The organism is Microtetraspora fusca (assembly GCF_001570365.1).
GTDB lineage: Bacteria > Actinomycetota > Actinomycetes > Streptosporangiales > Streptosporangiaceae > Microtetraspora > Microtetraspora fusca.
In genome coordinates this window covers 119,846-142,511 of the sequence record NZ_BBYK01000046.1, presented here as the reverse complement: position 1 = coordinate 142,511, position 22,666 = coordinate 119,846, and the positions used below count along the sequence as shown (strand labels likewise).

At 71.2% G+C, this 22,666-nt stretch carries 19 protein-coding genes and 2 riboswitches; of the genes, 10 read left to right on the top strand and 9 right to left on the bottom strand.

The window, feature by feature from the left end; genetic code table 11:
- Positions 1-477, top strand: a complete 477-nt coding sequence (locus AWQ68_RS16015) for a hypothetical protein (protein ID WP_157545343.1) — start codon at positions 1-3, stop codon at positions 475-477.
- Here AWQ68_RS16015 and AWQ68_RS42495 read toward each other — a convergent pair.
- From AWQ68_RS42495 to AWQ68_RS16000, 3 genes are all read right to left on the bottom strand, one after another.
- Positions 406-1,800 (bottom strand): hypothetical protein, encoded by a 1,395-nt coding sequence (locus AWQ68_RS42495; RefSeq protein ID WP_066941111.1) that lies wholly within the window; start codon positions 1,798-1,800, stop codon positions 406-408. The two genes, AWQ68_RS16015 and AWQ68_RS42495, sit on opposite strands and share 72 nt — an antisense overlap.
- Positions 1,801-2,217: 417 nt before the next feature.
- Entirely contained in the window at positions 2,218-3,177 is a 960-nt protein-coding gene (locus AWQ68_RS16005) for a sugar kinase (RefSeq protein ID WP_066941109.1), read from the bottom strand.
- A complete protein-coding gene (locus AWQ68_RS16000) occupies positions 3,170-3,952 on the bottom strand; it encodes a GntR family transcriptional regulator (protein WP_066941107.1) in 783 nt (260 codons plus the stop codon). The genes AWQ68_RS16005 and AWQ68_RS16000 overlap by 8 nt, the downstream gene beginning before the upstream one ends.
- A gap of 127 nt (positions 3,953-4,079) precedes the next feature.
- On the opposite strand from AWQ68_RS16000, the gene AWQ68_RS15995 reads away from it, so the two are divergent.
- From AWQ68_RS15995 to AWQ68_RS15985, 3 genes are read left to right on the top strand one after another with little or no spacing between them, the layout of a single operon-like run.
- A complete protein-coding gene (locus AWQ68_RS15995) occupies positions 4,080-5,456 on the top strand; it encodes an MFS transporter (RefSeq protein ID WP_084464049.1) in 1,377 nt (458 codons plus the stop codon).
- Positions 5,457-5,482: 26 nt separating this feature from the next.
- Entirely contained in the window at positions 5,483-6,691 is a 1,209-nt protein-coding gene (gene manD, locus AWQ68_RS15990; protein ID WP_066941105.1) for a D-mannonate dehydratase ManD, read from the top strand.
- Positions 6,692-6,740: 49 nt separating this feature from the next.
- Positions 6,741-8,141 carry a mannitol dehydrogenase family protein gene (locus AWQ68_RS15985; RefSeq protein ID WP_066941103.1) on the top strand — a complete coding sequence of 467 codons (1,401 nt, stop codon included), beginning with the start codon at positions 6,741-6,743 and terminating at the stop codon, positions 8,139-8,141.
- Here AWQ68_RS15985 and AWQ68_RS15980 read toward each other — a convergent pair.
- Genes AWQ68_RS15980 through gcvT form a run of 3 tightly spaced genes read right to left on the bottom strand, consistent with a single transcriptional unit; the run spans position 8,128 to position 11,007 of the window.
- A complete protein-coding gene (locus AWQ68_RS15980; RefSeq protein ID WP_066941101.1) occupies positions 8,128-9,501 on the bottom strand; it encodes an L-serine ammonia-lyase in 1,374 nt (457 codons plus the stop codon). The genes AWQ68_RS15985 and AWQ68_RS15980 overlap by 14 nt on opposite strands.
- 34 nt (positions 9,502-9,535) lie before the next feature.
- Entirely contained in the window at positions 9,536-9,925 is a 390-nt protein-coding gene (gcvH, locus tag AWQ68_RS15975) for a glycine cleavage system protein GcvH (RefSeq protein WP_066941099.1), read from the bottom strand.
- Entirely contained in the window at positions 9,922-11,007 is a 1,086-nt protein-coding gene (gene gcvT, locus AWQ68_RS15970; protein WP_066941098.1) for a glycine cleavage system aminomethyltransferase GcvT, read from the bottom strand. The genes gcvH and gcvT overlap by 4 nt, the downstream gene beginning before the upstream one ends.
- Before the next feature lie 30 nt (positions 11,008-11,037).
- Positions 11,038-11,136: riboswitch (glycine riboswitch) on the bottom strand.
- Positions 11,137-11,234, bottom strand: a riboswitch (glycine riboswitch). It lies immediately after the preceding riboswitch.
- Positions 11,235-11,402: 168 nt separating this feature from the next.
- On the opposite strand from gcvT, the gene AWQ68_RS15965 reads away from it, so the two are divergent.
- Both AWQ68_RS15965 and AWQ68_RS15960 read left to right on the top strand, forming a co-directional pair.
- Positions 11,403-12,017 carry a VOC family protein gene (locus AWQ68_RS15965; RefSeq protein WP_066941096.1) on the top strand — a complete coding sequence of 205 codons (615 nt, stop codon included), beginning with the start codon at positions 11,403-11,405 and terminating at the stop codon, positions 12,015-12,017.
- A gap of 213 nt (positions 12,018-12,230) precedes the next feature.
- On the top strand, positions 12,231-12,695 hold the full coding sequence (locus tag AWQ68_RS15960) for a helix-turn-helix transcriptional regulator (protein ID WP_066941094.1): 465 nt from the start codon (positions 12,231-12,233) through the stop codon (positions 12,693-12,695).
- A 150-nt stretch (positions 12,696-12,845) separates the two neighbouring features.
- Here the strand turns inward: AWQ68_RS15960 and AWQ68_RS15955 are convergent, their stop codons facing one another.
- Positions 12,846-13,397, bottom strand: coding sequence for a GNAT family N-acetyltransferase (locus tag AWQ68_RS15955; RefSeq protein ID WP_066941092.1), 552 nt, complete (start codon positions 13,395-13,397; stop codon positions 12,846-12,848).
- Between the two features lie 51 nt (positions 13,398-13,448).
- On the opposite strand from AWQ68_RS15955, the gene AWQ68_RS15950 reads away from it, so the two are divergent.
- Positions 13,449-14,081: a TetR/AcrR family transcriptional regulator gene (locus AWQ68_RS15950; RefSeq protein ID WP_218006891.1), complete on the top strand. Its 633-nt coding sequence runs from the start codon at positions 13,449-13,451 to the stop codon at positions 14,079-14,081.
- 78 nt (positions 14,082-14,159) lie between these two features.
- Here the strand turns inward: AWQ68_RS15950 and AWQ68_RS15945 are convergent, their stop codons facing one another.
- Entirely contained in the window at positions 14,160-15,158 is a 999-nt protein-coding gene (locus AWQ68_RS15945) for a helix-turn-helix domain-containing protein (protein WP_218006890.1), read from the bottom strand.
- Positions 15,159-15,308: 150 nt separating this feature from the next.
- Between AWQ68_RS15945 and AWQ68_RS15940 the strand changes: the two genes are divergently transcribed.
- Positions 15,309-18,278 (top strand): S8 family serine peptidase, encoded by a 2,970-nt coding sequence (locus AWQ68_RS15940; protein WP_066941087.1) that lies wholly within the window; start codon positions 15,309-15,311, stop codon positions 18,276-18,278.
- Positions 18,279-18,498: 220 nt separating this feature from the next.
- Here the strand turns inward: AWQ68_RS15940 and AWQ68_RS15935 are convergent, their stop codons facing one another.
- Positions 18,499-19,074: a PadR family transcriptional regulator gene (locus AWQ68_RS15935; protein WP_066941086.1), complete on the bottom strand. Its 576-nt coding sequence runs from the start codon at positions 19,072-19,074 to the stop codon at positions 18,499-18,501.
- A gap of 73 nt (positions 19,075-19,147) precedes the next feature.
- On the opposite strand from AWQ68_RS15935, the gene AWQ68_RS15930 reads away from it, so the two are divergent.
- Positions 19,148-19,858, top strand: coding sequence for an ABC transporter ATP-binding protein (locus tag AWQ68_RS15930; protein ID WP_084464048.1), 711 nt, complete (start codon positions 19,148-19,150; stop codon positions 19,856-19,858).
- Positions 19,855-22,665: an FtsX-like permease family protein gene (locus tag AWQ68_RS15925; protein WP_066941084.1), complete on the top strand. Its 2,811-nt coding sequence runs from the start codon at positions 19,855-19,857 to the stop codon at positions 22,663-22,665. The genes AWQ68_RS15930 and AWQ68_RS15925 overlap by 4 nt, the downstream gene beginning before the upstream one ends.
- Position 22,666 lies beyond the last annotated feature (1 nt).

Below are 22,666 nucleotides of genomic sequence, written 5' to 3'. Positions count from 1 at the left end.
ATGCGCGCGTACATGGGAAACCGCATCGGCATCCTCGTGGTCGGCCTGGCACTGCTGATGGGCGGCGTCGTGGTGCTGCTCGCCGCCGGCGAGCGGCCCGAGGACCAGGTGCTCGACCTGAGCTTCTTCACCGAGAACGCCTGGGCGCGTCCCTTCGGCGTCCTCGTGCCGCTGGTGATCGGCATCATCGCGACGCGCTGGCTGCTCGTCGCCCTCGGCTGGGGGCGGATCGGCACGCGTACCGGCTCGGGGATCGCCATGCTCGGCGTGGCGCTCAAGGGCGTTCAGGGCATCGGCAAGCTGTACGTGCGGCTGGTCGGCGACAGCAGGATGCGGATCAGCATCGACCTCCTGCCCGAGGCGGACCCGGCCGAGGTGATCGGCCGGCTGAACGCCGAGGCGGTGTCACGAGTGCGCGGCGTCGTCGGCCGCGGGCAGCTTCCGACGCTGGTCAGGCTGCACATCCGGCGCCGCTGACCGCCGGGCGCCCAGCGCCAGCCCGGCCGCCAGGCAGGCGAGCGGCACCACCGGCACGATGTAGCGGTGGTCGAAGGCCGCGATCATCGGCGGCACGAAGAGCAGGGCCGCGGCGGCCGCCAGCGGCGGGATCACGGCCCACCGCCGTACGATCAGGCCGCCCAGCCCGATCAGCAGGATGACCGCGAGGAACGGCCCGCGCAGGTAGCCCTGCTCCTGGTAGGCGCGCAGCCACCCCGCCCACGGCTCCACCACCCGGGTCTCGCCGGAGGAGCCCTGGTACGCGGTGGTGAGCTGCGTCGCGGTGCGCCCCGCGGAAGCGATCTTGTCGGGGAACGGCTTCGCCGACTCGGGGAAGACGTACGCGCTCTGCGGTCCGGGGGAGGGGTAAACCCGGCGCTCCCACTCGAAGGCCCAGAGCGCGTCGCTCAACCCGGTGCGCAGGAAGTCGAGCGGCTGGCTGCGGATCGCCAGCGACGCGAACTCGCCGGCCAGCTCCTCCCGGTTCGCCCCGACGCGTTGGAGCGGGGAGGCGGCGTCCCAGATGTAGGCGGGCGCGGCCAGTCTCGGCTCGGTGGGGCAGAGCGGGGCGAGGCGCGGAGCGGGGTCCATCTTGGCGCAGTCGGCGAACGTCATGGTGCGCGACCACAGCCACGTGCTGCTGCCGCCCATGCCGTACGAGCCGTGCGCGCTGTGGAACCAGACGGCGTAGCCGCCGAGGACGACCGCCGCCGCCGCGACGCCCGAGACCAGTGCCCGCGCGCCCGCCCGGGTCAGCAGCAGCCAGACGGCGGCGATGACGATCAGCGGGAGCCCGATGGTCCGGGTGACGGTCGCCAGCGCCAGCAGGAACAGCGCCGCGGCGGCGGCCGTGACGGAGGGTTTCGGCCGCCACACCAGGATCGCCACCCCGGCCACGGCCAGGAAGGTGAACAGCAGGTCGGCCATCATCAGATGTTCGAGCTGGATCTGGTGGGCGTCCAGGAGCACCGGCGCGGCGACCAGCGCCGCGATCCATCCGCGCAGTGCCGTACGGCGTCGCAGGAGGACGTAGATGAGGACGGCGACGCCGATCCCGAGCAGATGCTGGACGATCACGACGGCCTGGATGTCGCGCAGCGGGCTGAGCAGCCACAGGAACAGCGAGTAGCCCGACGGGCGGGATGCCAGCGGGCGCAGATCGAGGCCCGAGCTCAGGTACGCGAACGAGTCGGCCCAGAACCACAGCGCAGGCCGGTAGCCGAGCACGGCCAACACCCGCAGCGCCACGCCGAGCACGAACAGGGCGAAGAACGCCAGGTGCGACCGCAGGAACGAGGCCACCTTCCCCCTTGCGGTTGCCTAACCGACCGACAAAACAGGAACCGTCAGGATAAAGCATGATCGCGCGAGGTGCGGCGACGCCTGGACTGAGGAACGAGTGGGCGACGGAGGAGCCCCGAGTGACGAGGGAAGGCGTTGCCTTGAGGCGCTGAGCGTTGTCATGCCGGAGGCGTGACCGTAAACAGGGGGGCGCGGCGACGCCTGGACTGGGCGACGGGGGAGTCCCGAGTGACGAGGGAAGGCGTTGCCTTGGGGCGCTGAGCGTTGTCATGCCGGAGGCGTGACCATGAACAGGGAGGCGCGGCGACGCCTGGACTGAGGAACGAGTGGGCGACGGAGGAGTCCTGAGTGACGAGCGAAGGCGTTGCCTTGGGGCGCCGAGCGCTGTCATGCCGGAGGTATGACGATAAACAGGGCTCAGCGGGCGACGCCCTCCTGGCGGGTGAGGAGGTCGAGTTCGGCGCGGGTGGGCAGGCCCTCCCAGTCGCCGGAGACGGTGCAGGCGAACGCCCCGGCGGTGACGGCGGTGTCCAGGCGGGTCTCGGGCGGCGCCCCGGCCAGCAGCTCGGCGAGGTATCCGCCGACGAAGGCGTCTCCCGCGCCCACCGGGTCGAGCACGTCCACGGGTACGGCGGGGCGGACCAGCGGACGGCCGTCCACCAGCGCGGCGCACCCCTCGGCGCCCAGCTTGACGACCACCTGCGACGGCCCGAGGTCGGCGAGGGCGGCGGCGAGGTCGAGCGGGTCGTCCTTGGCGGGCACGAACAGCTCGGCCTCCTCGATCCCGGCGAAGACCACGTCGCTGTCGCGCAGGATGCCCGACAGCCGTTCGGCCGCCTGTTCCCGGCTCCAGAGCCTGCCCCGGTAGTTGACGTCGAAGGAGACGGTGACGCCGTGGCTGCGGGCCAGGCCGACCGCATGGCGCACAGCCTCGGCGGCGGAGTCGGAGAGCGCCGGAGTGATGCCGGTGACGTGCAGCAACGCGGCGCCGGCCATGGCGTCCCCGGCCACGTCTGCGGGGCACAGCCGCGATCCGGCGCTGCCCGCCCGGTAGTACCAGACGTTCTGCGACCGGTTGGTGCGCCGTTCCTTCACCATGAGGCCGGTGGGCGCGCCGTCGTCGACGATCGCGCGTACGTCGAGGCCCTCGGCGCGCAGTTCGCGCAGCACCAGGTCGCCGAAACCGTCGGCGCCGACCCGGCCGATCCAGGTGACCGGGACGCCGAGCCGCCGCAGCGCGATGGCGACGTTGCTCTCCGCGCCGCCGATGCCGACGGCCATGCTGGGCGCGTGCCGGAGCGGACCGGTGCGCTCGGTGGTGAGCAGGGCCATGGTCTCTCCGAGCGTGACCACGCCCCGCCGCTGCGGCTCACCCATCGAGCGTTCCTCCGTTCTCGGCGGTTTCCCGGCGGTCCCGCGAGTCGCGGGGCTCACGGCGGGGACGGATCGGGGCGTCGTCCTCGCTGAACAGTTCGGGGTGCCTGGCTCTGATCTTCTCCACATCGCTCAGCACCAGCCGCAGGTGCCGGCGCAGCGCCTCGTCCGCGCTCGCCAGGTCGCGGCGCTCCAGCAGGTCGACAACATCGCGGTGCTGGCCGATCAGCAGGTGGAGCTGCTGGGTCAGCGGCAGCGACAGCCGCCTGGCCCGGTCGAGCTGGGCCTTGGCCTGGCTGACCACCGGCCACGCGTCGCCGTGGCCGCTCGCCGCCATGAGCCGCGCGTGGAACTCCTCGTCGAGCTGGAAGAACGCCTCGGTGTCGGCGTGCCGCTCGGCGTCACGCTGGGCGTCGAGCAGGGCACGCAGGTCGGCCACGTCGCGTTCTGTCGCCCGTTCCACGGCGTCGCGCAGCGCGGCGGTCTCCAGCGCCTCACGGATGAACTGGGCCGAGGCGATGTCGGCGAACCTGATCCGTGAGACGAACGTGCCCATCTGCGGATAGACGTCGACCAGGCCCTCGTCGGCCAGCAGGATCAGGCTCTCGCGTACGGGCGTCCGGCTCACGCCCAGCTCGGCGGCGAGGTCGTTTTCCGACAGGGCCGCGCCCGGCGCGAGCCGGAGGCCGATGATCCGCGTGCGCAGCAGCTCGTGCACGAGCTGGCGGGTGTTCCCGCCGCGCGCGCGGGCCGCGTGCAGCCCTTCCCTCGGTCTCATGAGAGACATTTCTACCACTGGACAAAGGCGGCTGGAGTACTTGTATGGTAGCCGACACCGTTACGGTGCCGTAGAGGGCGCCGCAGCGCTTGACCATCGCGGTTTGAACCATGCGAGGAGACCGCCCATGAGCGACAGTTCGGGCAGCAGGGTGGGCAGCACGGCGGACGGGACGGCCGCCGTGGCTCCCAAGGAGCTGCGGCGGACCGTCGGCGCGTCCGTCGTCGGCACCATCGCCGAGTACTACGACTTCTTCATTTACGGCACCGCGTCCGCGCTGGCCTTCAACAAGATCTTCTTCCCCGAGGTCGATCCGACGGTCGGCACCCTGGCCGCCTTCTCGACGTACGCGGTCGGGTTCTTCGCCCGGCCGCTCGGCGGGCTGGTCTGGGGGCACGTCGGCGACCGGATCGGACGCAAGAGGGCGCTGGTCTACACGCTGCTGCTGACCGGGCTCGGCACCTTCGTCATCGGCCTGCTGCCCACCTACGACCAGATCGGGTTGTGGGCGGCCGCCATCCTGGTCTTCGTCCGACTGGTGCAGGGCTTCGGCGTGGGCGGCGAGCAGGGCGGGGCGGTGCTGCTGACCGCCGAGGCGGCCCCGCCGGCCCGACGCGGCTGGTACGCGAGCTTCGTGCAGCTCGGCTCCCCGGCGGCGTACCTCGTGCCGACCGCGCTGTTCGCGCTGCTGACCGGTTCGCTGTCGGAGGAGGCGTTCCTGTCGTGGGGCTGGCGGGTGCCGTTCCTGCTCAGCGCCGTCGTCGTGGTGATCGGGCTGTTCATCCGGATGCGCGTGGACGAGTCGGAGACCTTCAAGGCGGCGAAGCAGACCCGCCAGTCCGAGGCCGCGCCGCTGCCGCTGCTGATGCGCAAGCACCGCAAGGAGGTGATCGGTGGGCTGTTCACCAAGTTCGTCGAGGCCGCGGTTTTCCCCTTCTACACGGTCTTCCTCGTGTCGTACGCCAAGGAGCACGGCGTGGACGGCTCGATCGTGCTCAACTCCGTCATCATCGCGATCGTCGCCGAGCTGGTCATGATCCCGCTCTTCGGGCGGCTGACCGACCGGGTGGGCCGCCGACCGGTCTATCTGGGCGCCGCCGTGCTGAACCTGCTGCTGATCGTGCCCGCCTTCAAGGCCGTCGAGACCGGCAACATGGCCGTCATCACGCTCCTGCTCATCGCGGGGCTGGCGGTCGGCCACGCCGGGACGTACGCGCCGCAGGCGTCCTACTTCCCCGAGCTGTTCCCCTCGGGCGTCCGCTACAGCGGAATCTCGGTGGTGTGGCAGTTCGGCTCGATGATCGCCTCCGGTCCGTTCACCGTCGTCGCGACCGCGCTGCTGATCGCGGGTGACGGCTCCTTCGGCTGGGCCGCCCTGTACGTCGGCGCGCTGGTCCTGGTCAGCATCGTGGCGCTGCTGTTCATGCCGGAGACCGCCCCGCGCCGGCTCGGCGGCCGGGAGTACGCGCACTGGCCGCAGGCCGCGCAGACCGAGAACGCCTGAGGAGACAGGGAGAACACGGGGGAGACATGGCCACCATCACCGACGCGAAGATCATCGTCACCTCGCCGGGGCGCAACTTCGTGACGCTGAAGATCACCACATCGGACGACGTGACCGGCCTCGGCGACGCGACCCTGAACGGCCGGGAGCTGGCCGTGGCGAGCTACCTGCGCGACCACGTCGTGCCGCTGCTCATCGGCCGGGACCCCGCCCGGATCGAGGACACCTGGCAGTACCTCTACAAGGGCGCGTACTGGCGGCGCGGCCCGGTGACGATGACCGCGATCGCCGCCGTCGACACGGCCCTGTGGGACATCAAGGGCAAGGTCGCCGGCCTGCCCGTCTACGACCTGCTCGGCGGCAAGGCCCGCGAGGGCGCCATGGTGTACGGCCACGCCAGCGGCGGCGACGTGGCCGAGTTGCTGGACGACATCGCCCGCTTCAAGGAGCTGGGGTACCGCGCGATCCGGGCGCAGGCCGCCGTCCCGGGCTCCCCGGGCAGCTACGGCGTGCGGCACGGCCAGGTCTACGAGCCCGCCAACGCCGCGCTGCCCGAGGAGCAGATCTGGTCGACCGAGGCGTACCTGGACTTCGCGCCCACCTACCTCACCGCGGTGCGGGAGCGGTTCGGGTTCGACTTCCACCTGCTGCACGACGTCCACCACCGGCTCACCCCGACGGAGGCGGGACGGCTCGGGCGGCGGCTGGAGGACCTGAGGCTGTTCTGGATGGAGGACCCCACCCCCGCCGAGCTGCAGGAGTCCTTCCGGCAGATCCGCCAGGCGACCACGACGCCCATCGCGGTCGGCGAGGTCTTCAACTCGATCTGGGACTGCGAGCGGCTCATCACCGAGCGGCTCATCGACTACATCCGCGCGTCGGTCGCCCACACGGGCGGCATCACCCACCTGCGGCGCATCTTCAACCTCGCCGAGCTGTACCAGGTGCGCACCGGCTCGCACGGCGCGACAGACCTGTCCCCGGTCAGCATGGCGGCGGCGGTGCACCTGGACGTGACCGTCCCCAACTTCGGCATCCAGGAGTACATGGGACACTCGCCCCTCACGCACGAGGTCTTCCAGCCGTCGTACGAGCTGCGCGACGGGGCGCTGTACCCGTCCGAGGCGCCCGGCCTGGGCGTGGAGCTGGACGAGGAGGCGGCCGCCCGCTTCCCGTACGAGCCGAAGTACCTGCCGGTCGGCCGCAGAGCCGACGGCTCGGTGCACGACTGGTGAGCCCCGGCGGGAGGTCCCGATGAGAAAGGAAGGCGGTGCCGTGAGCGCCATGGAAAGGCTGTCCGGCGCGACCCTGTCCCTCGTGCCCGAGCCGCTGCGGCCGGCGATGGATCCGGCGTCGCTGTGGCCGCGCATCGTCCACCTCGGCATCGGGGCCTTCCACCGTGCGCACCAGGCCGTGTACACCGAGCGGGCCGAGGCCCGGCACGGCGGCGGCTGGGGCATCGCGGGGGTCAGCCAGCGCAGCCGCGCCGTCGCCGACGCGCTGCGCCCGCAGGACGGGCTGTACTCCGTGACGCTGCGCGAGCCCGCCGGGCCGGTCACCCGGGTCGTCGGCTCGGTCACCGAGGTGCTCCACGCGGCCGACGACGGCGACCGGCTGACCGCACTGCTCGCCGACCCCGGCGTCACCGTGGTCACCCTGACCGTGACCGAGAAGGGCTACCGGCGGGACCCGGCGACCGGCGGGCTCGACCTGCGCGATCCACTGGTCGTCCGCGACCTGGCCGGCGCGCCCGTGCCGGCGACCGCGGTCGGGCAGCTCGCCACCGGACTGCGCGACCGGATGCGCTCGGGCGCGCCGATCTCCGTCGTGTCCTGCGACAACATGGCCGCGAACGGGGAGGTGACCGCGCGGCTGGTCCGCGACTACGTGGCCGCCACCGGCTGGCCCGAGCGCGACCGGCTGCTCGCCTGGATGAGTTCCGCCGTCGCCTTCCCCTCGTCCGTGGTGGACCGCATCGTGCCGGCCGCCACCGAGACCGACCTCAGCGCCGCCGCGCAGGCCCTGGGCGTACGGGACGAGGCCGCCGTGGTGGGCGAGCCGTTCAGCCAGTGGATCATCGAGGACGCCTTCGCGGCGGAGCGGCCGCGCTGGGAGAGCGCGGGAGCCGAGCTGGTGCCGGATGTGCGGCCCTACCAGCTCACCAAGCTCCGGCTGCTCAACGGAGCCCACTCGCTCATCGCGTACGCGGGCCTGGAGGCGGGCTGCGAGACCGTGGCGGATGTCATGGATCAGCCGTGGGGCGAGCGGATCGTCCGGGAGTACGCGGCGGAGGTGGCGGCGACCCTGGTGGGCGGTCCGGACCCGGGGCGGTACACCGACACGCTGCTGCGGCGGTTCACCAACCACGCCATGCGGCACCGGCTGCGGCAGATCGCCACGGACGGCTCGCTGAAACTGCCGGAGCGGTGGCTGGCCCCGCTGCGCGAACTGCGCGCCGCCGGCCGGGACACCCCGGTGCTGGAGTCGGCGCTCGCCGCGTGGGCCCGGCACACCCGCGACGACGAGCCGGACGACCCCGCGGCCGCCCGGCTGCGCGCCGCCTGGTCGGGACGCCGGGACGCGGAGGCCGTACGGGCGCTCCTGCTCGTCCTCGGCGCCGCCGACCTCGCGGACGACACCGGCCTGGTCACCGCCGTGGCCGGGCGCCTGGTCAGCACTCGATGACGTTGACGGCGAGGCCGCCCCGGCTGGTCTCCTTGTACTTGTCGAGCATGTCCCTGCCGGTGTCGCGCATGGTCTTGATGGCCTTGTCGAGCGACACGAAGTGGCGGCCGTCGCCGCGCAGCGCGATGCGGGACGCGGCGATCGCCTTGACCGACGCCACCGCGTTCCGCTCGATGCACGGGATCTGGACCAGGCCGCCGATCGGGTCGCACGTCAGGCCCAGGTTGTGCTCGATGCCGATCTCGGCGGCGTTCTCGACCTGCTCGGGGGTGCCGCCGAGCGCCTCGGTGAGCCCGGCCGCGGCCATCGAGCAGGCCGACCCGACCTCGCCCTGGCAGCCGACCTCGGCGCCGGAGATCGAGGCGTTCTCCTTGAAGAGCACCCCGATCGCCCCCGCGGTGAGCAGGAAGCGCACGACGCCGTCGTCGTCGACCCCCTCGACGAACCGCGTGTAGTACGACAGCACGGCCGGGATGATGCCGGCCGCGCCGTTCGTCGGGGCGGTGACGATCCGGCCGCCCGCCGCGTTCTCCTCGTTCACCGCGAGCGCGAACAGGGTCACCCAGTCCATCGCGCGCAGCGGGTCGCGGTCGGCCTCGGTCTGCAGGCGGCGGTACAACTGGTTCGCCCGCCGCCTGACCTTGAGCCCGCCCGGGAGGACGCCCTCCTTGGTGGTGCCGCGCCGTACCGACTCGGCCATGACCGACCACAGGTGCAGCAGCCCCTCGCGGATCTGCGCGGGCGTGCGGCCGAAGGCCTGCTCGTTCTCCAGCATGAGGGCGGAGATCGACAGGCCGGTCTCCGCGCACCGGTCGAGCAGCTCCGCCCCCGTGGTGAAGGGGTGGGGGAGCACGGTGTCGTCCGGCTTGATGCGGTCGGCGCCGGTGGCGTTCTCGTCCACGACGAACCCGCCGCCGACCGAGTAGTAGATCTTCTCGCGCAGGATCTCGCCCGAGTCGGTGAAGGCGGTGAACCGCATCCCGTTCGGATGGTGGGGAAGCGTGATCTTGCGTTCGAAGACGAGATCCTCGCCGACGACGAAGGGGATCTCGCGGGAGCCGTACACGGTGACCGTGCCCGACTCCCGCATGGCGGCGAGCCGCTCGTCGACCGTGTCCACGTCGACCAGTTCGGGCTTCTCCCCGGACAGGCCGAGCAGCACCGCCTTGTCGCTGCCGTGGCCCTTGCCGGTCAGGCCGAGTGAGCCGTACAGGACGACCTCGACGCGCGAGGTCTTCTCAAGCAGACCGTCCTGGTGAAGGCCGCGGGCGAACTTGTGCGCCGCCGCCATCGGGCCGCCCGTGTGGGAGCTGGACGGCCCGATGCCCACCTTGAACAGATCGAAGACACTGATCGCCATGATCCATGCCCTTATCTGGAGATGTCAGGGAATATCAGGACTCGCCCGAGGTGAGGGTGGCGTACTCGGCGGCCGAGAGCAGCTCCTCCGGCTCGCCCTCGATGCGCACGCGGAACAGCCAGCCCTCGCCGTACGGGTCGGAGTTGACCAGCGAGGGGTCGTCCACGACCGCCTGGTTGGTCTCCACGATCTCGCCGCCGATCGGGGCGTAGATGTCGCTCACCGACTTGGTGGACTCCACCTCGCCGACCGCGTCACCGGCCTCGACGGTGCTGCCCACCTCGGGCACCTGCACGAAGACCACGTCACCGAGCTGCTCCGCGGCGAACGCGGTCACGCCCACCGTCACGGTGAGACCGTCCTCAACGCCGGCGATCCACTCGTGCTCCTTGGTGTAGCTCAGCTCTTCGGGAATGCTGCTCACTTGCTCCTCCTGTAGAAAGGCAGATCGACGACGTCAACGGGTTCTTGGCTACCACGGATGTCCACGGTCAGACCGCCCTTGTCGAGGGCGTCGGCCGAGACGTAGGCCATGGCGATGGGCTTGCCAAGAGTCTGTGAAGGCGCGCCGCTGGTCACCACACCCACGACCTCGCCCTCCCGCGTGACCGGATATCCGTGGCGGGGGACCCGGCGGCCGCGCGCCACCAGGCCGACCAGGCGCCGCTCGGGGGCCGGGCGCCCGGACAGCGCGGCCTTCCCGACGAAGTCGCCCGGCTTGTCGAACTTCACGACCCGGCCCAGCCCGGCGTCGAAGGGAGTCATCTCCGCGGTCAGCTCGTTGCCGTACAGGGGCATGCCCGCCTCCAGCCGGAGGGTGTCGCGGGCGGACAGGCCACACGGCCGCAGCCCCAGCTCCGCGCCCGCCTCGGTGAGGGCGTTCCACAGGCCGGCGGCGTCCTCGGGCCGGGCGAACAGCTCGAACCCGTCCTCGCCGGTGTAGCCGGTACGCGCGATCATGACCTCGAACCCGGCGACCGTGCCGGGGAGGCCCGCGTAGTACTTGAGTCCGTCCAGGTCGGCGTCGGTCAGCTTGCCGAGGATCGCCGTGCTGTTCGGCCCCTGGATCGCGACCAGCGCGTACGCGTCCGACCGGTCCTCGACCTGGGCGTCGTACGGCTTCGCGCGCTCGGTCAGCTCCTGCGCGACCCTGGCGTAGTTGGACGCGTTGGCGACGACCATGAAGTCCTCCGGAGCGAGCCGGTAGACGATGAGGTCGTCCAGTACGCCGCCGTCCTCCGTGACGATCATCGTGTATCTCGCCCGGCCGGGTTCGAGCACGCTCAGGTGGCCGACGAGGGCGTAGTCCAGCGCCTCTCCCGCCTGCGGGCCGGTGACGTGGATCTCGCCCATGTGGGACAGGTCGAACAGCCCGGCCGCGGTGCGCACCGCGTTGTGCTCGGCCGACTCGCTGCCGTAGCGCAGGGGCATCTGCCATCCCGCGAAGTCGGTGAGCGTGGCGCCGAGGCCTTCGTGAACCTCACGCAACGGGGTAGATCGTGACATGATCGCACCTCAGGAAGACGGATGAGAGCATCCTCCCCCTCTGTCATCGGTGCCTGAGAGCTTCGTCCGTTTATTGCCCGGACTTTCACCTTCGGCGAGGCCGGTCGCGGCCTGCTTTCCAGAGGTCACCTGGCCCGCACGGTCCTTTGCCTTGAGAGGTTCGCGGGGAGGGCTTGCTCCTTCAGGGGACCTGACCGGCTGTCAGGACGCTCTCCCGCACGGGTTCATCGGTGCCCCGCCAGCCTAGTGGTCGGACGCCGTCTCGCGAAACCGCGTCCCACCGCTCACCTCGGAACCGGCCGCGCGCCGCCGGGTGGCTCGCGGCCACAGGGTGGTAGCAGAGCGATCAGGAATCGAGAAGCGCCGGTCACGGGGCCGCAACTAGCGTCATCGCCATGGCTTCCATCGAAAGCGTCACCCTTGAGGTGGCCGACCCCTCCGCCGTCAGACGCTTCTACACCGACGCCTTCGGTTTGGATTCGCAGGTGCGCCTGCGGGCCTCGGAGGCGCCGACGACCGGGTTCCGGGGGTTCACACTGTCGCTCACGGTGTCCCAGCCGGCCGACGTCAACGGTCTCATCGGCGCCGCTCTGGACGCCGGCGCTTCGCCGCTGAAGCCGGTCACGAAGTCGCTCTGGGGTTACGGCGGCGTCGTCCAAGCCCCGGACGGGACGATCTGGAAGGTCGCGACCTCGGCGAAGAAGGACACCGGCCCGGCCACCCGGAAGATCGACGAGATCGTGCTGCTGCTGGGAGCCGCCGACGTGGCCGCGAGCAAGCGGTTCTACCTTGACCGTGGCCTCGCCGTGGCGAAGAGCTTCGGCCGCAAGTACGTCGAGTTCGCCACGGGGTCGAGTCCCGTCAAGCTGGCGCTCTACGGGCGCCGTGCCCTGGCCAAGGACGCCGGCGTCTCTCCCGACGGCACCGGATCGCACCGGCTCGTGATCGGCAGTGACATCGGGTCCTTCGCCGACCCGGACGGGTTCGCGTGGGAGACCGCGTCGCGTTGAGCCGGGTGGCGCGGCCGTACCGGCCTCTGCCGCTCCTGGTCCCGCGGCATCGCCGGAAGCCGTCGAGATCGGGCGTCCGGCCTGTGCGCGGGCGCGGGACGAAAGCCGCGGACGAGAGCCGCTGGCTCGACCACGACACCGGGTTCGGCGCCGCGGTGGCTACCCCGGGCATGCGCCCAGGTGCTCGCAGGCATCGATGAATGGAGTTCTGTCATGTGTCACCCCTCGTGGACGCGCGCGCTCAACGAGGCCCATCGCCTGAACGACCTCGCGCGGCTGCGGCGCGTTCGGGACCGGATCGACCGGGAGTACGCGCAGCCGCTGGACGTGGAGGCGCTGGCCCGTGGCGTGCACATGTCGGCCGGCCACCTCAGCCGTCAGTTCCGGCTCGCCTATGGGGAGTCGCCGTACTCCTATCTGATGACCCGTCGGGTCGAGCGTGCGATGGCATTACTGCGGCGTGGCGACCTGAGCGTCACCGAGGTCTGCTTCGCGGTCGGCTGCTCCTCGCTGGGCACCTTCAGTACGCGCTTCACGGAGTTGGTCGGTATGCCGCCGAGCGCGTACCGGCGCGAGGTGGCACGCGCGACGGCGGGGATGCCGTCGTGCGTGGCCAAGCAGGTGACCAGACCGGTCAGGAACAGAGAAGCGCCGGCCCCCGAGCCGCACCCGGCCTGACCGGCGCGGACATCACCATTCACCTGGCCTTCAGCGCTCGCCGCACTCCGGAGTGGGGTCGGTGGTGCCGCGGCCGGGCGGTGTCCGTGGGCGGATGTGGGGCTTCGGGGGCATGACGCTCGCGGTGTCCCGTGCGCCGCCGTCCGCCGGTCACCGGCCCCGGGCTCGCCATTCGGGAGCAAGGATCGCCCAGATCTGCTTGTCGTAGCGCACGCCCTCGTACGGCCATGCCTCGCGTCGCACGCCCTCGAGCGTCATGCCGAGCCTCTTGGCCACCGCTGCGCTGCGGTCGTTGTCGGCCCGGCAATGCCACTCGGCCCGGTGCAGCCCCCGGGACGTGAACGCCCAGTCCAACAACGCCTCACACGCCTGCGTGATCAGGCCGTGGCCCTCGGCGGACGGCTCCAGCCAGCACCCGATCTCACACCAGCCGGCGGCGGCATCGAAGTCGGTGAACAACACACCGCCGACCAACACTCCATCCCGCCAGATGCCGTACAAGCGGGCACCGTCGCCGGCCTGGCGTTCGGCATACCGCTTGAGCGTGGCCCGCGCCCCGTCCACATCGTGGGTGACGAACGCGGACCCGACCCACGGACGAATGTGCTCGCGAGCCCGATCCAGATGGTCGGCGAACTCCTCGGCATGCCAGATCTCCAGCCCGGCAAGGCGGGCGCCGTCGCGCAGCGGCAGCGAGAACATGAGGGCCTCCCCATTCACATAACAAGCGTTATGGCAATGTACCGTGGCAGCGTGCCACGTACCAAGGGAGATCACGAGGCCCGCCGACGCGATGTCTCCGAAGCGGTCTGGCAGGTCATGGCCACACGCGGCTTCGCCGGCCTGACCCTGCGCGCCGTCGCCGCCGAACTCGGCGCGACCACCGGCCTGCTCACGCACTACTTCCCCACCAAAAACGCCTTGGTGGCGTACGCCCTCGACCTACTCGAACAGCGCACCATCTCCCGCCCCCGCCGCCACACGGGCGAAGGTCTGGCCGCCCTCAGGGACGCACTACTGGACATCCTGCCGCTGACCCCTGAAGCCATCGACAGCAACCGAATCTGGGTCTCCTCCTGGGACGCCGCACTCTCCGACCCCGCCCTGAGCACCGACTACGCCCGCAAGTACGCCCAAAGCCGCAACGGGCTGAGCGAGCGGGTGGCCGCGGCCCAGAAGCTCGGCGAACTGCCCCCCGGCGACCCCGCGCACATCGCGGCCGGCGCTCAGTTCTTCGTTCTCGGCCTGGTGGTCCAGGCCCTGTTCGACCCGGCGGCGTTCCCGCCGCAGCGGCAGGTCGAGCTCCTGGACGACTACCTGGCCACCCTGACCGCCCGCACCGATCCGACGACGATCACTCGGGACGATCCCGGCGGAGGGCTCTGAGCACCGATCGATCGCCGGCCACCGACCCCGGCGTCGCCGACGACGGGCGCCGCACCACCGCGAACCGAGGCGAGTCCCTCAGAGCCAGCCGCGCGCGGACGCTTCGACACCGGCCTGGAACCTGGTGGAGGCGCCCAGCCGTTCGACGACCGCGGCGATCCGGCGGGTGGCGGTGCGCGCGCTCACTCCGAGTTGCCTGGCGATCGTCTCGTCCTTCAGCCCGGCCTTGAGCATCCGGAGCACCAGCAGGTCCTCCTCGTCCGGCCTGTCGCCAGCAGGCGGCGGGGCCCCGGTGAGCGGCTGGCCGCGCTCCCAGTAGGCGTCGAACAGTTCGATGAGCGCGTCGAGCAGGCCGGAGGGACGGATCAGTGCCACGTTGTCGTAGACGCCGTCCACCAGGGGCATCAGTGCCAGCCGCCGGTCGGCGATCCGCAGTTTGAACGGCAGGCTGGGCAGGAACCGGGACCGTTCACCCTCTTCGGCCAATCTGAGGAGGGTCTCGAACCGGCGGGGGCGTTGCAGGGAGTCCGAGCAGTACACGACCCGGATGTCCACCCCCCGTGCGATCAGCTTCCGGGTCCCGGTGATCTCCGATTCGTTGGTGTCCGCCGATTCGTCGGGCCACCCCAGGTAGGGCGGCCGGTCGAGCACCAGCACCTCCGACGTGATCGCCCTGTTCAACTCCGTCATCTGCCGCTTCACCGCGTCCTCGCCCGAGAGGATCTCCACCAGGCCGGCCGGGTCGGCTCCCAGCCGGCCTGACTGGTAGAGCTGCGCGAAGTCGGCGACCGTGGTGCGGACCTCGGCCAGCCCCGCCTCGGCCTCCAGACGGCGCCGGTCGATCAGCCATCCAAGCGCCGCCTCGGGCGCCACCGGCTCGTACCTGCCCGGCCCGGTCCGTCGCAGCAGTCCGAGGTCGGCCAGCCGGGCGAGCGCGTGCCGCACCCGTGCGGTGCTGACTCGCAGCGAGCCGGCCAGGTCGGTGACTGTGCGGTCGGGGTGGCGGAGCAGGAATCGGTAGACCTGTTCGTCGAAATCGCCGATGCCCACCGCACCGAGCACTGGCTGGTCTTCCACCTACCACCTGACCAGATAGTGACGCTTTTCGCCATGTGACCGAAATTGCCAGCACTATATCTCGACAACTGATCCTCACGGGCCGTTCACTTCTACCTGCCTCCCAGCGACCTTGCTGCCGGGCGGCACCCCCCATCTCGAAGAGGAGCAATGGCCCGCAATACGCGACGAGCGAGTGCCTTCGGCGCGATGGCACTCGCCGCCGCCGTGGCGATCACCGCGGCACCCACGCCGGCTTCGGCCGACCCCCTGACTACCGGCCTCCTGACCGCCGGCCCGACCGGCAGCTACATCGTCACCCTGGCCGAGCAGCCGCTCACCACCTACCAGGGCGGCGTCGACGGCATCGCCGCCACGAAGCCCGGCAAGGGCAGGAAAGTGGACACCGGCAGCGCGAACGCCAAGCGCTACCGCGACCACCTCAAGAGCCGGCAGAACCAGGTCGCCCAGAGCGTGGGCGCCAGGCCGGGCAAGCAGTTCTCCGTCGCCGTCAACAGTTTCGTCGCCGACTTGACGCCGGCCCAGGCGCTCAGGCTGCACCAGAGAAGCGACGTGATTTCGGTCGAGCCCAACGAGCTGCTCAAGCCCACCAATGACCGAAATTCGACCGACTTCCTCAAGCTGTCCGGCGAGAACGGCCTGTGGTCCACGCTCGGAGGTACGGCGAACGCCGGCAAGGGGATCGTCGTCGGCGTGATCGACACCGGCATCTGGCCGGAGAACCCGTCGTTCGCCGCCCCGGCACTCGACGCCGCCCCGCCCACGGACGCCGATCCGTACCGGCCCTATCTGCAGGGCGAGACCTCCGTCATGAAGAAGGCCGACGGCGGCACCTTCACCGGCACCTGCCAGACCGGTGAGCAGTTCACCGCGAACCTGTGCAACCAGAAGGTCATCAGCGCCCGGTACTTCGGCGACGCCTGGATGAGCATGGTCCCGCCGGAGAAGCGGGCCGACTACGCCTCGCCCCGCGACGCGCAGGGCCACGGCTCGCACACCGCCTCGACCGCGGCGGGCGACACCGCCGTGAAGGCGAGCGCGAACGGCATCGATTTCGGGGAGATCTCCGGAGTCGCCCCCGGCGCGGCGATCGCCGTCTACAAGGCGCTCTGGCAGGGCGCCGACGACGACTCGACCGGCGGTGCCACCTCGGACCTCGTCGCCGCCATCGACCAGGCCGTCGCCGACGGCGTCGACGTGATCAACTATTCCGTGGGTGGCTCACAGGAATCCTCCTACTACTCCTCGATCCAGCTGGCCTTCCGCTCCGCCGCCGCGGCCGGCATCTTCGTGGCCACCGCCGGCGGGAACAGCGGGCCGGACGCCAGGTCGCTTGACAACACCATGCCGTGGACGACCACCGTGGCCGCGAGCACGATCGCGCCTTACCAGGCCGACGTCGAGCTGGGCAACGGCGCCCGCTACCGCGGCAGCAGCACGTCGGTGGTCGAGGCGCTCGGCCCCAAGCCGCTGGCGACGGCGCTTTCGGTGAAGAACGCGGCCGCCACGGACGCCGACGCGAGGCTCTGCTCGCCGGACACCCTCGACCCGGCCAAAACCGCCGGAAAGATCATCCTCTGCGAGCGTGGCGTCATCGCGCGGGTGGCCAAGTCCGCGGAGGTCAAGCGGGCCGGTGGTGTCGGCATGGTGCTGGCCAACACGAGCAAGCTGGACACCGACGGCGACCTGCACGCCGTACCGACCGTGCACGTCGACTGGCCCGACGCCAAGGCCGTGCTCGACTACGCCGGTATCGACGGCGCGACGGTCACGCTGCTGCCGGCCGGTTCGGACGGCCTCCCCTATCCGCAGGTGGCGGACTTCTCCTCGCGTGGTCCCTCGATCACCAACAACGGGGACCTGCTGAAGCCGGACATCGCCGCTCCTGGGGTCAACATCCTCGCGGCCGTGTCGCCGACCGGAAACGACGGCAAGGACTTCGACTTCTACTCCGGCACCTCGATGGCCACCCCGCATGTCGCCGGTCTGGCCGCGCTCTACCTCGCCAAGCACCCGGCGATGTCGCCGGCGGCGATCAAGTCCGCGATGATGACCACCGCCGTCCCCACCAAGGCGGCCGACGGCACGGACGCCAACGACCCCTTCGCGCAGGGCGCGGGCCACGTCGTCGCCGACGCCATGTTCGACCCCGGCCTCGTGTACGACGCCACGGACCAGGACTGGCTCGGCTACCTCAAGGGGCTCGGCTACGCGTGGGACACCACCGGGGCGGCGCCGATCGCGACGAGTGACCTGAACTACCCCACCATCGCGGTCAGCCGGCTCCTGGGCGGCAAGACCGTCACCCGCAGGGTCACGGCCCTGACGCCCGGCGTGTACCACGCCAAGGTCGACCTGCCGGGAATCAAGGCCAAGGTGACCCCGTCCACGCTGAACTTCAAGAAGGCGGGGGAGACCAAGGAGTTCGCCGTCACCATGGAGCTGGCGAAGGACGCGTCGGCCGACGTCCTCACCGTCGGCTCGCTGACCTGGACCGGCGCGGGCAAGACCGTCCGCAGCACCGTGGTCGTGACCCCGCAGAGCGCCCTCGCGCCCGCCGTGGTCAGGGGCACGGGAACGGAGGGCTCGGTCTCCTTCGAGGTGACCCCGGCCGTGAAGCACTTCCCGGTCACGACCTACGGAATGGTCTCCGGCCCGCTGACGCCCGGCTCCGCGCCCGCGGACGGCGGCTACACGACGGTCGACTTCACCGTCCCGGCCGGGGCCAAGGCCGTCGAGGTCACGCTCCGCGCGGACGACCCCCGGCAGGAGCTCGGCGGGATCGTCTACCTCGAGGAAAACGGCACCTATGCCTACTCGTCCTGGCTGGACGACAATGGCGGCAGCACCCCCGGGATCGTCATACAGAGGCCGAAGGCAGGGACGTACACCGTGATCGTGGTCGCCATGTCCATGGCGGAGACGCCGTTCACCGCGCAGGCGAACGTGGTGACCCAGAGCGGCGGCGCGGGCACGCTGACCGTCTCGCCCAAGAAGCCCACGGTCACCCCGGGCGTCCCGGTCACCTACACGGCCACCTGGTCGGGGGTTCCGGAGGGACGCCACACCGGCTACATCGAGTACCCCAATGGGGCCGGAACCGTGATCAGCGTCAACTGACGTGACCCGAAGGGGATGTCCGGGGATCCCGGGCGGGGCCGTACGGCCGGAACGCCGCCGCTCCGCCAGGTTGATCCGGACATCCCCATCAGAACCTCGGCATTCCCCCGTTGCCTTCGGGCGACGGGGGAATGCCGCTTCTCCGGGTCGTACGGGCGCCCCGTGCCCACGGTCGCGTCGAGCCAGTGCCCTCCGGGCAAACCTGACAGCCACAGGCTCCTCAGGCGGTGGCCTGGTCGTCGGTGGTGGCGGCGGTGCGGACCTGGACGTCTCCCGAGGCGAGGCCGGCCAGGCGTTCCTCGGCGGAGTCGATCACCTGCAGGTCGGCCTTGATGTGCGCGGCGGCGGCGTCGATGAGCAGCGTGACGAGCGGGTCGGCGGCGTGCGCGCGGCGCTGCCTGGTGAGCGCGCCGAGGTCGGCCAGGTGGGCCTGCCGCTGGGCGGAGACGAACGCGGCCAGCGCCTCGGGGCCGAGCCGGCTCGCCCCGAGGAGCTTGAGGAACAGTTCGTCGCGGAAGCCGGAGGTGCGGACCCATGGGGTGGTGGCCCAGGTCCGCAGTTCCTCCGCGCCTCCGGGCGTGAGCTGGTAGATCGTCTTGTCGGGGCGGTCGCTCTGCGCGATGTGGTCGCGGACGACGTGCCCGTCCCGGACCAGGCGGTCGAGGATCTGGTACAGGTGCCCGATGTTGAGTCCGCCCCATTGAGGTCCGACGGCCGCCTCGAACCTGGTCTTCAGTTCGTAGCCGTGACTGGGGCCGTCGGCGAGGAGGGTCAGGACGGCGTGGCTGAGCGGCAACCGGAGCCACCTTCCTCAATTGCGACAATGTAGGATCTCCCATGCTGCCCTACATTGTGACAATGTATCGTCCATGGGAGTCGAAGTCAGCCTGCGAAGCGTCACCCGGAAGTACGCGTCGGCCGTGGCGCTCGATGAGGTGAGCCTGGACGTCGAGCCGGGAAGCGCGGTCGCGCTCATGGGGCCGTCCGGTGCGGGGAAATCGACGTTGCTCTATCTGGTGGGCGCGATGGACCGGCCCGACGGAGGTGAGATCGTGGTCGACGGCGAACGCGTCCATGATCTGTCGCGACGGGGACTCGACCGATACCGCCGCCGCATCGGGTTCGTCTTCCAGCGCTTCCACCTGCTGCCCGCGCTCAGCGCGCTGGACAACGTGCTGGCTCCCGTGCTTCCCCGACGGGTGGATTTCGACCGCAGGGCCAGGGCCATGGAACTGCTGGAGGCCGTGGGGCTGGCCGACCGTGCCTCGGCCTTGCCGAGCCGGCTGTCCGGGGGCCAGCAACAACGGGTCGCCATCGCCCGCGCGCTCATCGCCCGGCCGCCGCTGCTGCTCGCCGACGAGCCCACGGGCAACCTCGACAGCGCCACCGGACACGAGATCGTCGATCTGCTGCTCACGCTGCGGGAGACGCACGGCATGACCATGCTGATGGCCACGCACAACCCGGAGCTGGCGGCCGTCTGCGACCGCGTCGTACGGATGAAGGACGGGAAGGTCGTCTCCGACGAGCGGCTCACGCCGTCGCAGGACGTGCTCGACCGGATCGGACGGCTCGGATGATCCGCCTGGCATGGGCCCGGCTCCGCCGGGAGCTGGGCCGTTCCCTCGTGCTGCTGGCCGGCATCCTCGTCGCGGCCACCGGGTTCACCGTGCTCACCGGAACGGCCGAGACCCAGCGTCTGGAGATCGTCGGGACCGTCGGGAAGAACTTCCGCGCGCAGTACGACATCCTGGTCCGCCCCAAGGGATCGATCACTGAGCTGGAGCGGACCCGCTCGCTGGTGCGGCAGAACTACCTGTCGGGCATCTTCGGCGGCATCACCCTCGACCAGTACGAGAAGATCAAGCGGATCAACGGCGTGGATGTCGCCGCGCCGATCGGCATGGTCGGCTACGTCACCCGGGGCGGCTCGGCCAGTGTCGACGTCACCGATGTGCTCCACAAGGGCGACCGCACCATGCTGCGGGTGGACCAGACCCGGGTCGCCGACCGCGGTCTCACCCGCATCCCCTACGGCGGCCCTCTTTACCAGTACGTCACCCGCCGCCCGGTGCGGGTGGACGTGGGACCCGGGCGCAGCGGCGACGCCCGCCAGTTCGCCAAGGAGAAGCTGGCATCGGGACAGGAGGTCGGGCTCGGCCCGTCGCTGCTGACGTCCGGCGAGGCCAAGAAAATGCCCGTGAGGGTGTTCCCGTCCGAGCGGGAGACAGCGGTGGGGTTCTGGTCCACCGAGACGGCGGACGGCTTCGAGATGACGCCCGAGCGACTCCGGGACGTGCCGCGCGGGCATGCTCTCGTGCAGGTGGACCAGGAGTTCCCGTTCATGCTGGCCGCCGTGGACCCGGACGCGGAGGCGCGGCTGGCCGGCCTGGACCAGGCGATGGTCGCCGGGCGCTATCTTCGGGCCCGGGAGGACTACCACAAGTACCGCACTACGCCCGGCAACGAGGTCAAGGAGATCCTCCTGCTGGCCGCCGCCCGGCCGTACGTGGACCAGCGCGACGAGGTGGTGATCCGCCGACTGCCCGCGGCGGCCGCGGAGAAGGTAGTGAAGGGCACGCCGGCGGCGGCGCTGAAGGCGTACCTGGGCGGTCAGGACGGCGAGGTGGTCAAGCGGGCGACGCTGGACGCGGAGTACTCCTACACTCGCATGCTCGACGCATGGGAGATCATCCCGGAGAACTGGTGGACGCCGCTGACCCGCTACTGGACGGCGGGGCCGACCGAGTACCGCGAGCAGAGCGAGAGCCGGCTGGCCGCGATCGCCGCGCACAATGCCCCGGAGATCTGGAAGAACCCGGCCAACGAGAAGATGTTCGGAGAGGTGGCGACTTACATCGGCGGAGGGGAGCGCTACGCGAGCGCGCCCGCAGGGGCAGCGGATGCCCAGTTCCGGCCGTTGCATCCGGTCTTCGTTCCGGACATCGGCATGCTCGCCACCCGGGTGATCGGGCGGTTCGACCCGGAGAAGCTGCCCGGGTTCAGTGAGCTGGCGGGACTGCCGATGGAGACGTACCAGCCGCCCGCCGCCCGGCCCGGCGACAGCCGTACGGGGAAGCTGCTCGGCGGGCGGGACCTGCTGCCGAACGACAACGTCGGCGGATACCTCCAGATGCCGCCCCTGCTGCTGACCAACCTCGAAGGGCTGGGACGGATCAACTCGGTCACCGGGGGCACGGCCCCGCTCAGCGTGGTCCGGGTCCGCGTCGCGGGGGTGACCGGCCCGGACGCGGTCAGCCGCGAGCGGATCAGCCAGGTGGCCAGGGACATCGTGGCGGCGACCGGCCTGGACGTGGACATCACCATCGGCTCCTCGCCGTCGCCGATGACGGTGGACCTGCCCGCCGGGTCGTACGGACGGCCCGCGCTCACTCTTGAGGAGGGGTGGGTGAACAAGGGGGTGGCCTACCGGATCCTGACCGCGGCCGACCGCAAGTCGCTGATCCTCTTCACGCTCATCCTGGCCGTGTGCGGCATGTTCGTGGTGAACGCCGCGTCGGCCGCCGTACGGGCATGCCGGGTCGAGCTGGGCGTGCTCGGCTGCCTCGGTTGGTCGCGCCCGCGGATGTTCGGCGCGGTGCTCACAGAGGTCGGCGTGATCGGCCTGCTCGCGGGCTGCCTGTCCGCCGCGCTGGCCGCTCCGCTGTCGTCGTGGGCCGGTCTGCCCGATCCGGGTGTGCGAGCGTGGCTGGCCGTGCCCGCCGCGCTGCTCCTCGCGCTGCTCGCGGGGCTGGCGCCGGCCTGGCAGGCGTCGCGGGTGCCGCCGGTGGAGGCCGTCCGTCCGGCCGTACGGCTGCCGGCGCGGGCGAGGTCGCCGCGAGGCGTGACCGGACTCGCGCTCGCGGGGCTGAGGCGGGCGCCCGGCCGGGCCGTGCTCGGCGCGTCGACGCTGACGGTGGCGGTCTTCGCGCTGACGCTGCTGCTCGGCGTGACGTACGGCTTCCGTGGCCGGGTCGTCGGCTCCCTGCTGGGGGACGCGGTCGTCCTGCAGGCGCGCACGGCCGACTATGTCGCGATCGCGGTCATGTTCGCGCTGGCCGCGCTGGCGCTGGCCGACGTGCTCTACCTCGGCATCCGCGAGCGGGACGCCGAGCTGGCGGCGCTGCGGGCCACCGGGTGGTCGGGTGGCGCGATGGCCCGGCTGATCGTGACGGAAGGGGTGGCCATCGGCCTCGTCGGCGCGCTCACCGGAGCCGTCCTGGGACTCGCCGCGTCGCTCGCCCTGGCCGGTGAGCTGCCCGTCGCCGTGATCGCGGGGGCCGGGGCGGCGGGGGCTGTCGGGAGCGTGCTGGCCGCGCTCGCCGCCGTGGCCCCCGCGCTGTTCGCCCAGCGGCTGCCGCTCGCCCGGCTGCTGGCCCAGGAGTGAC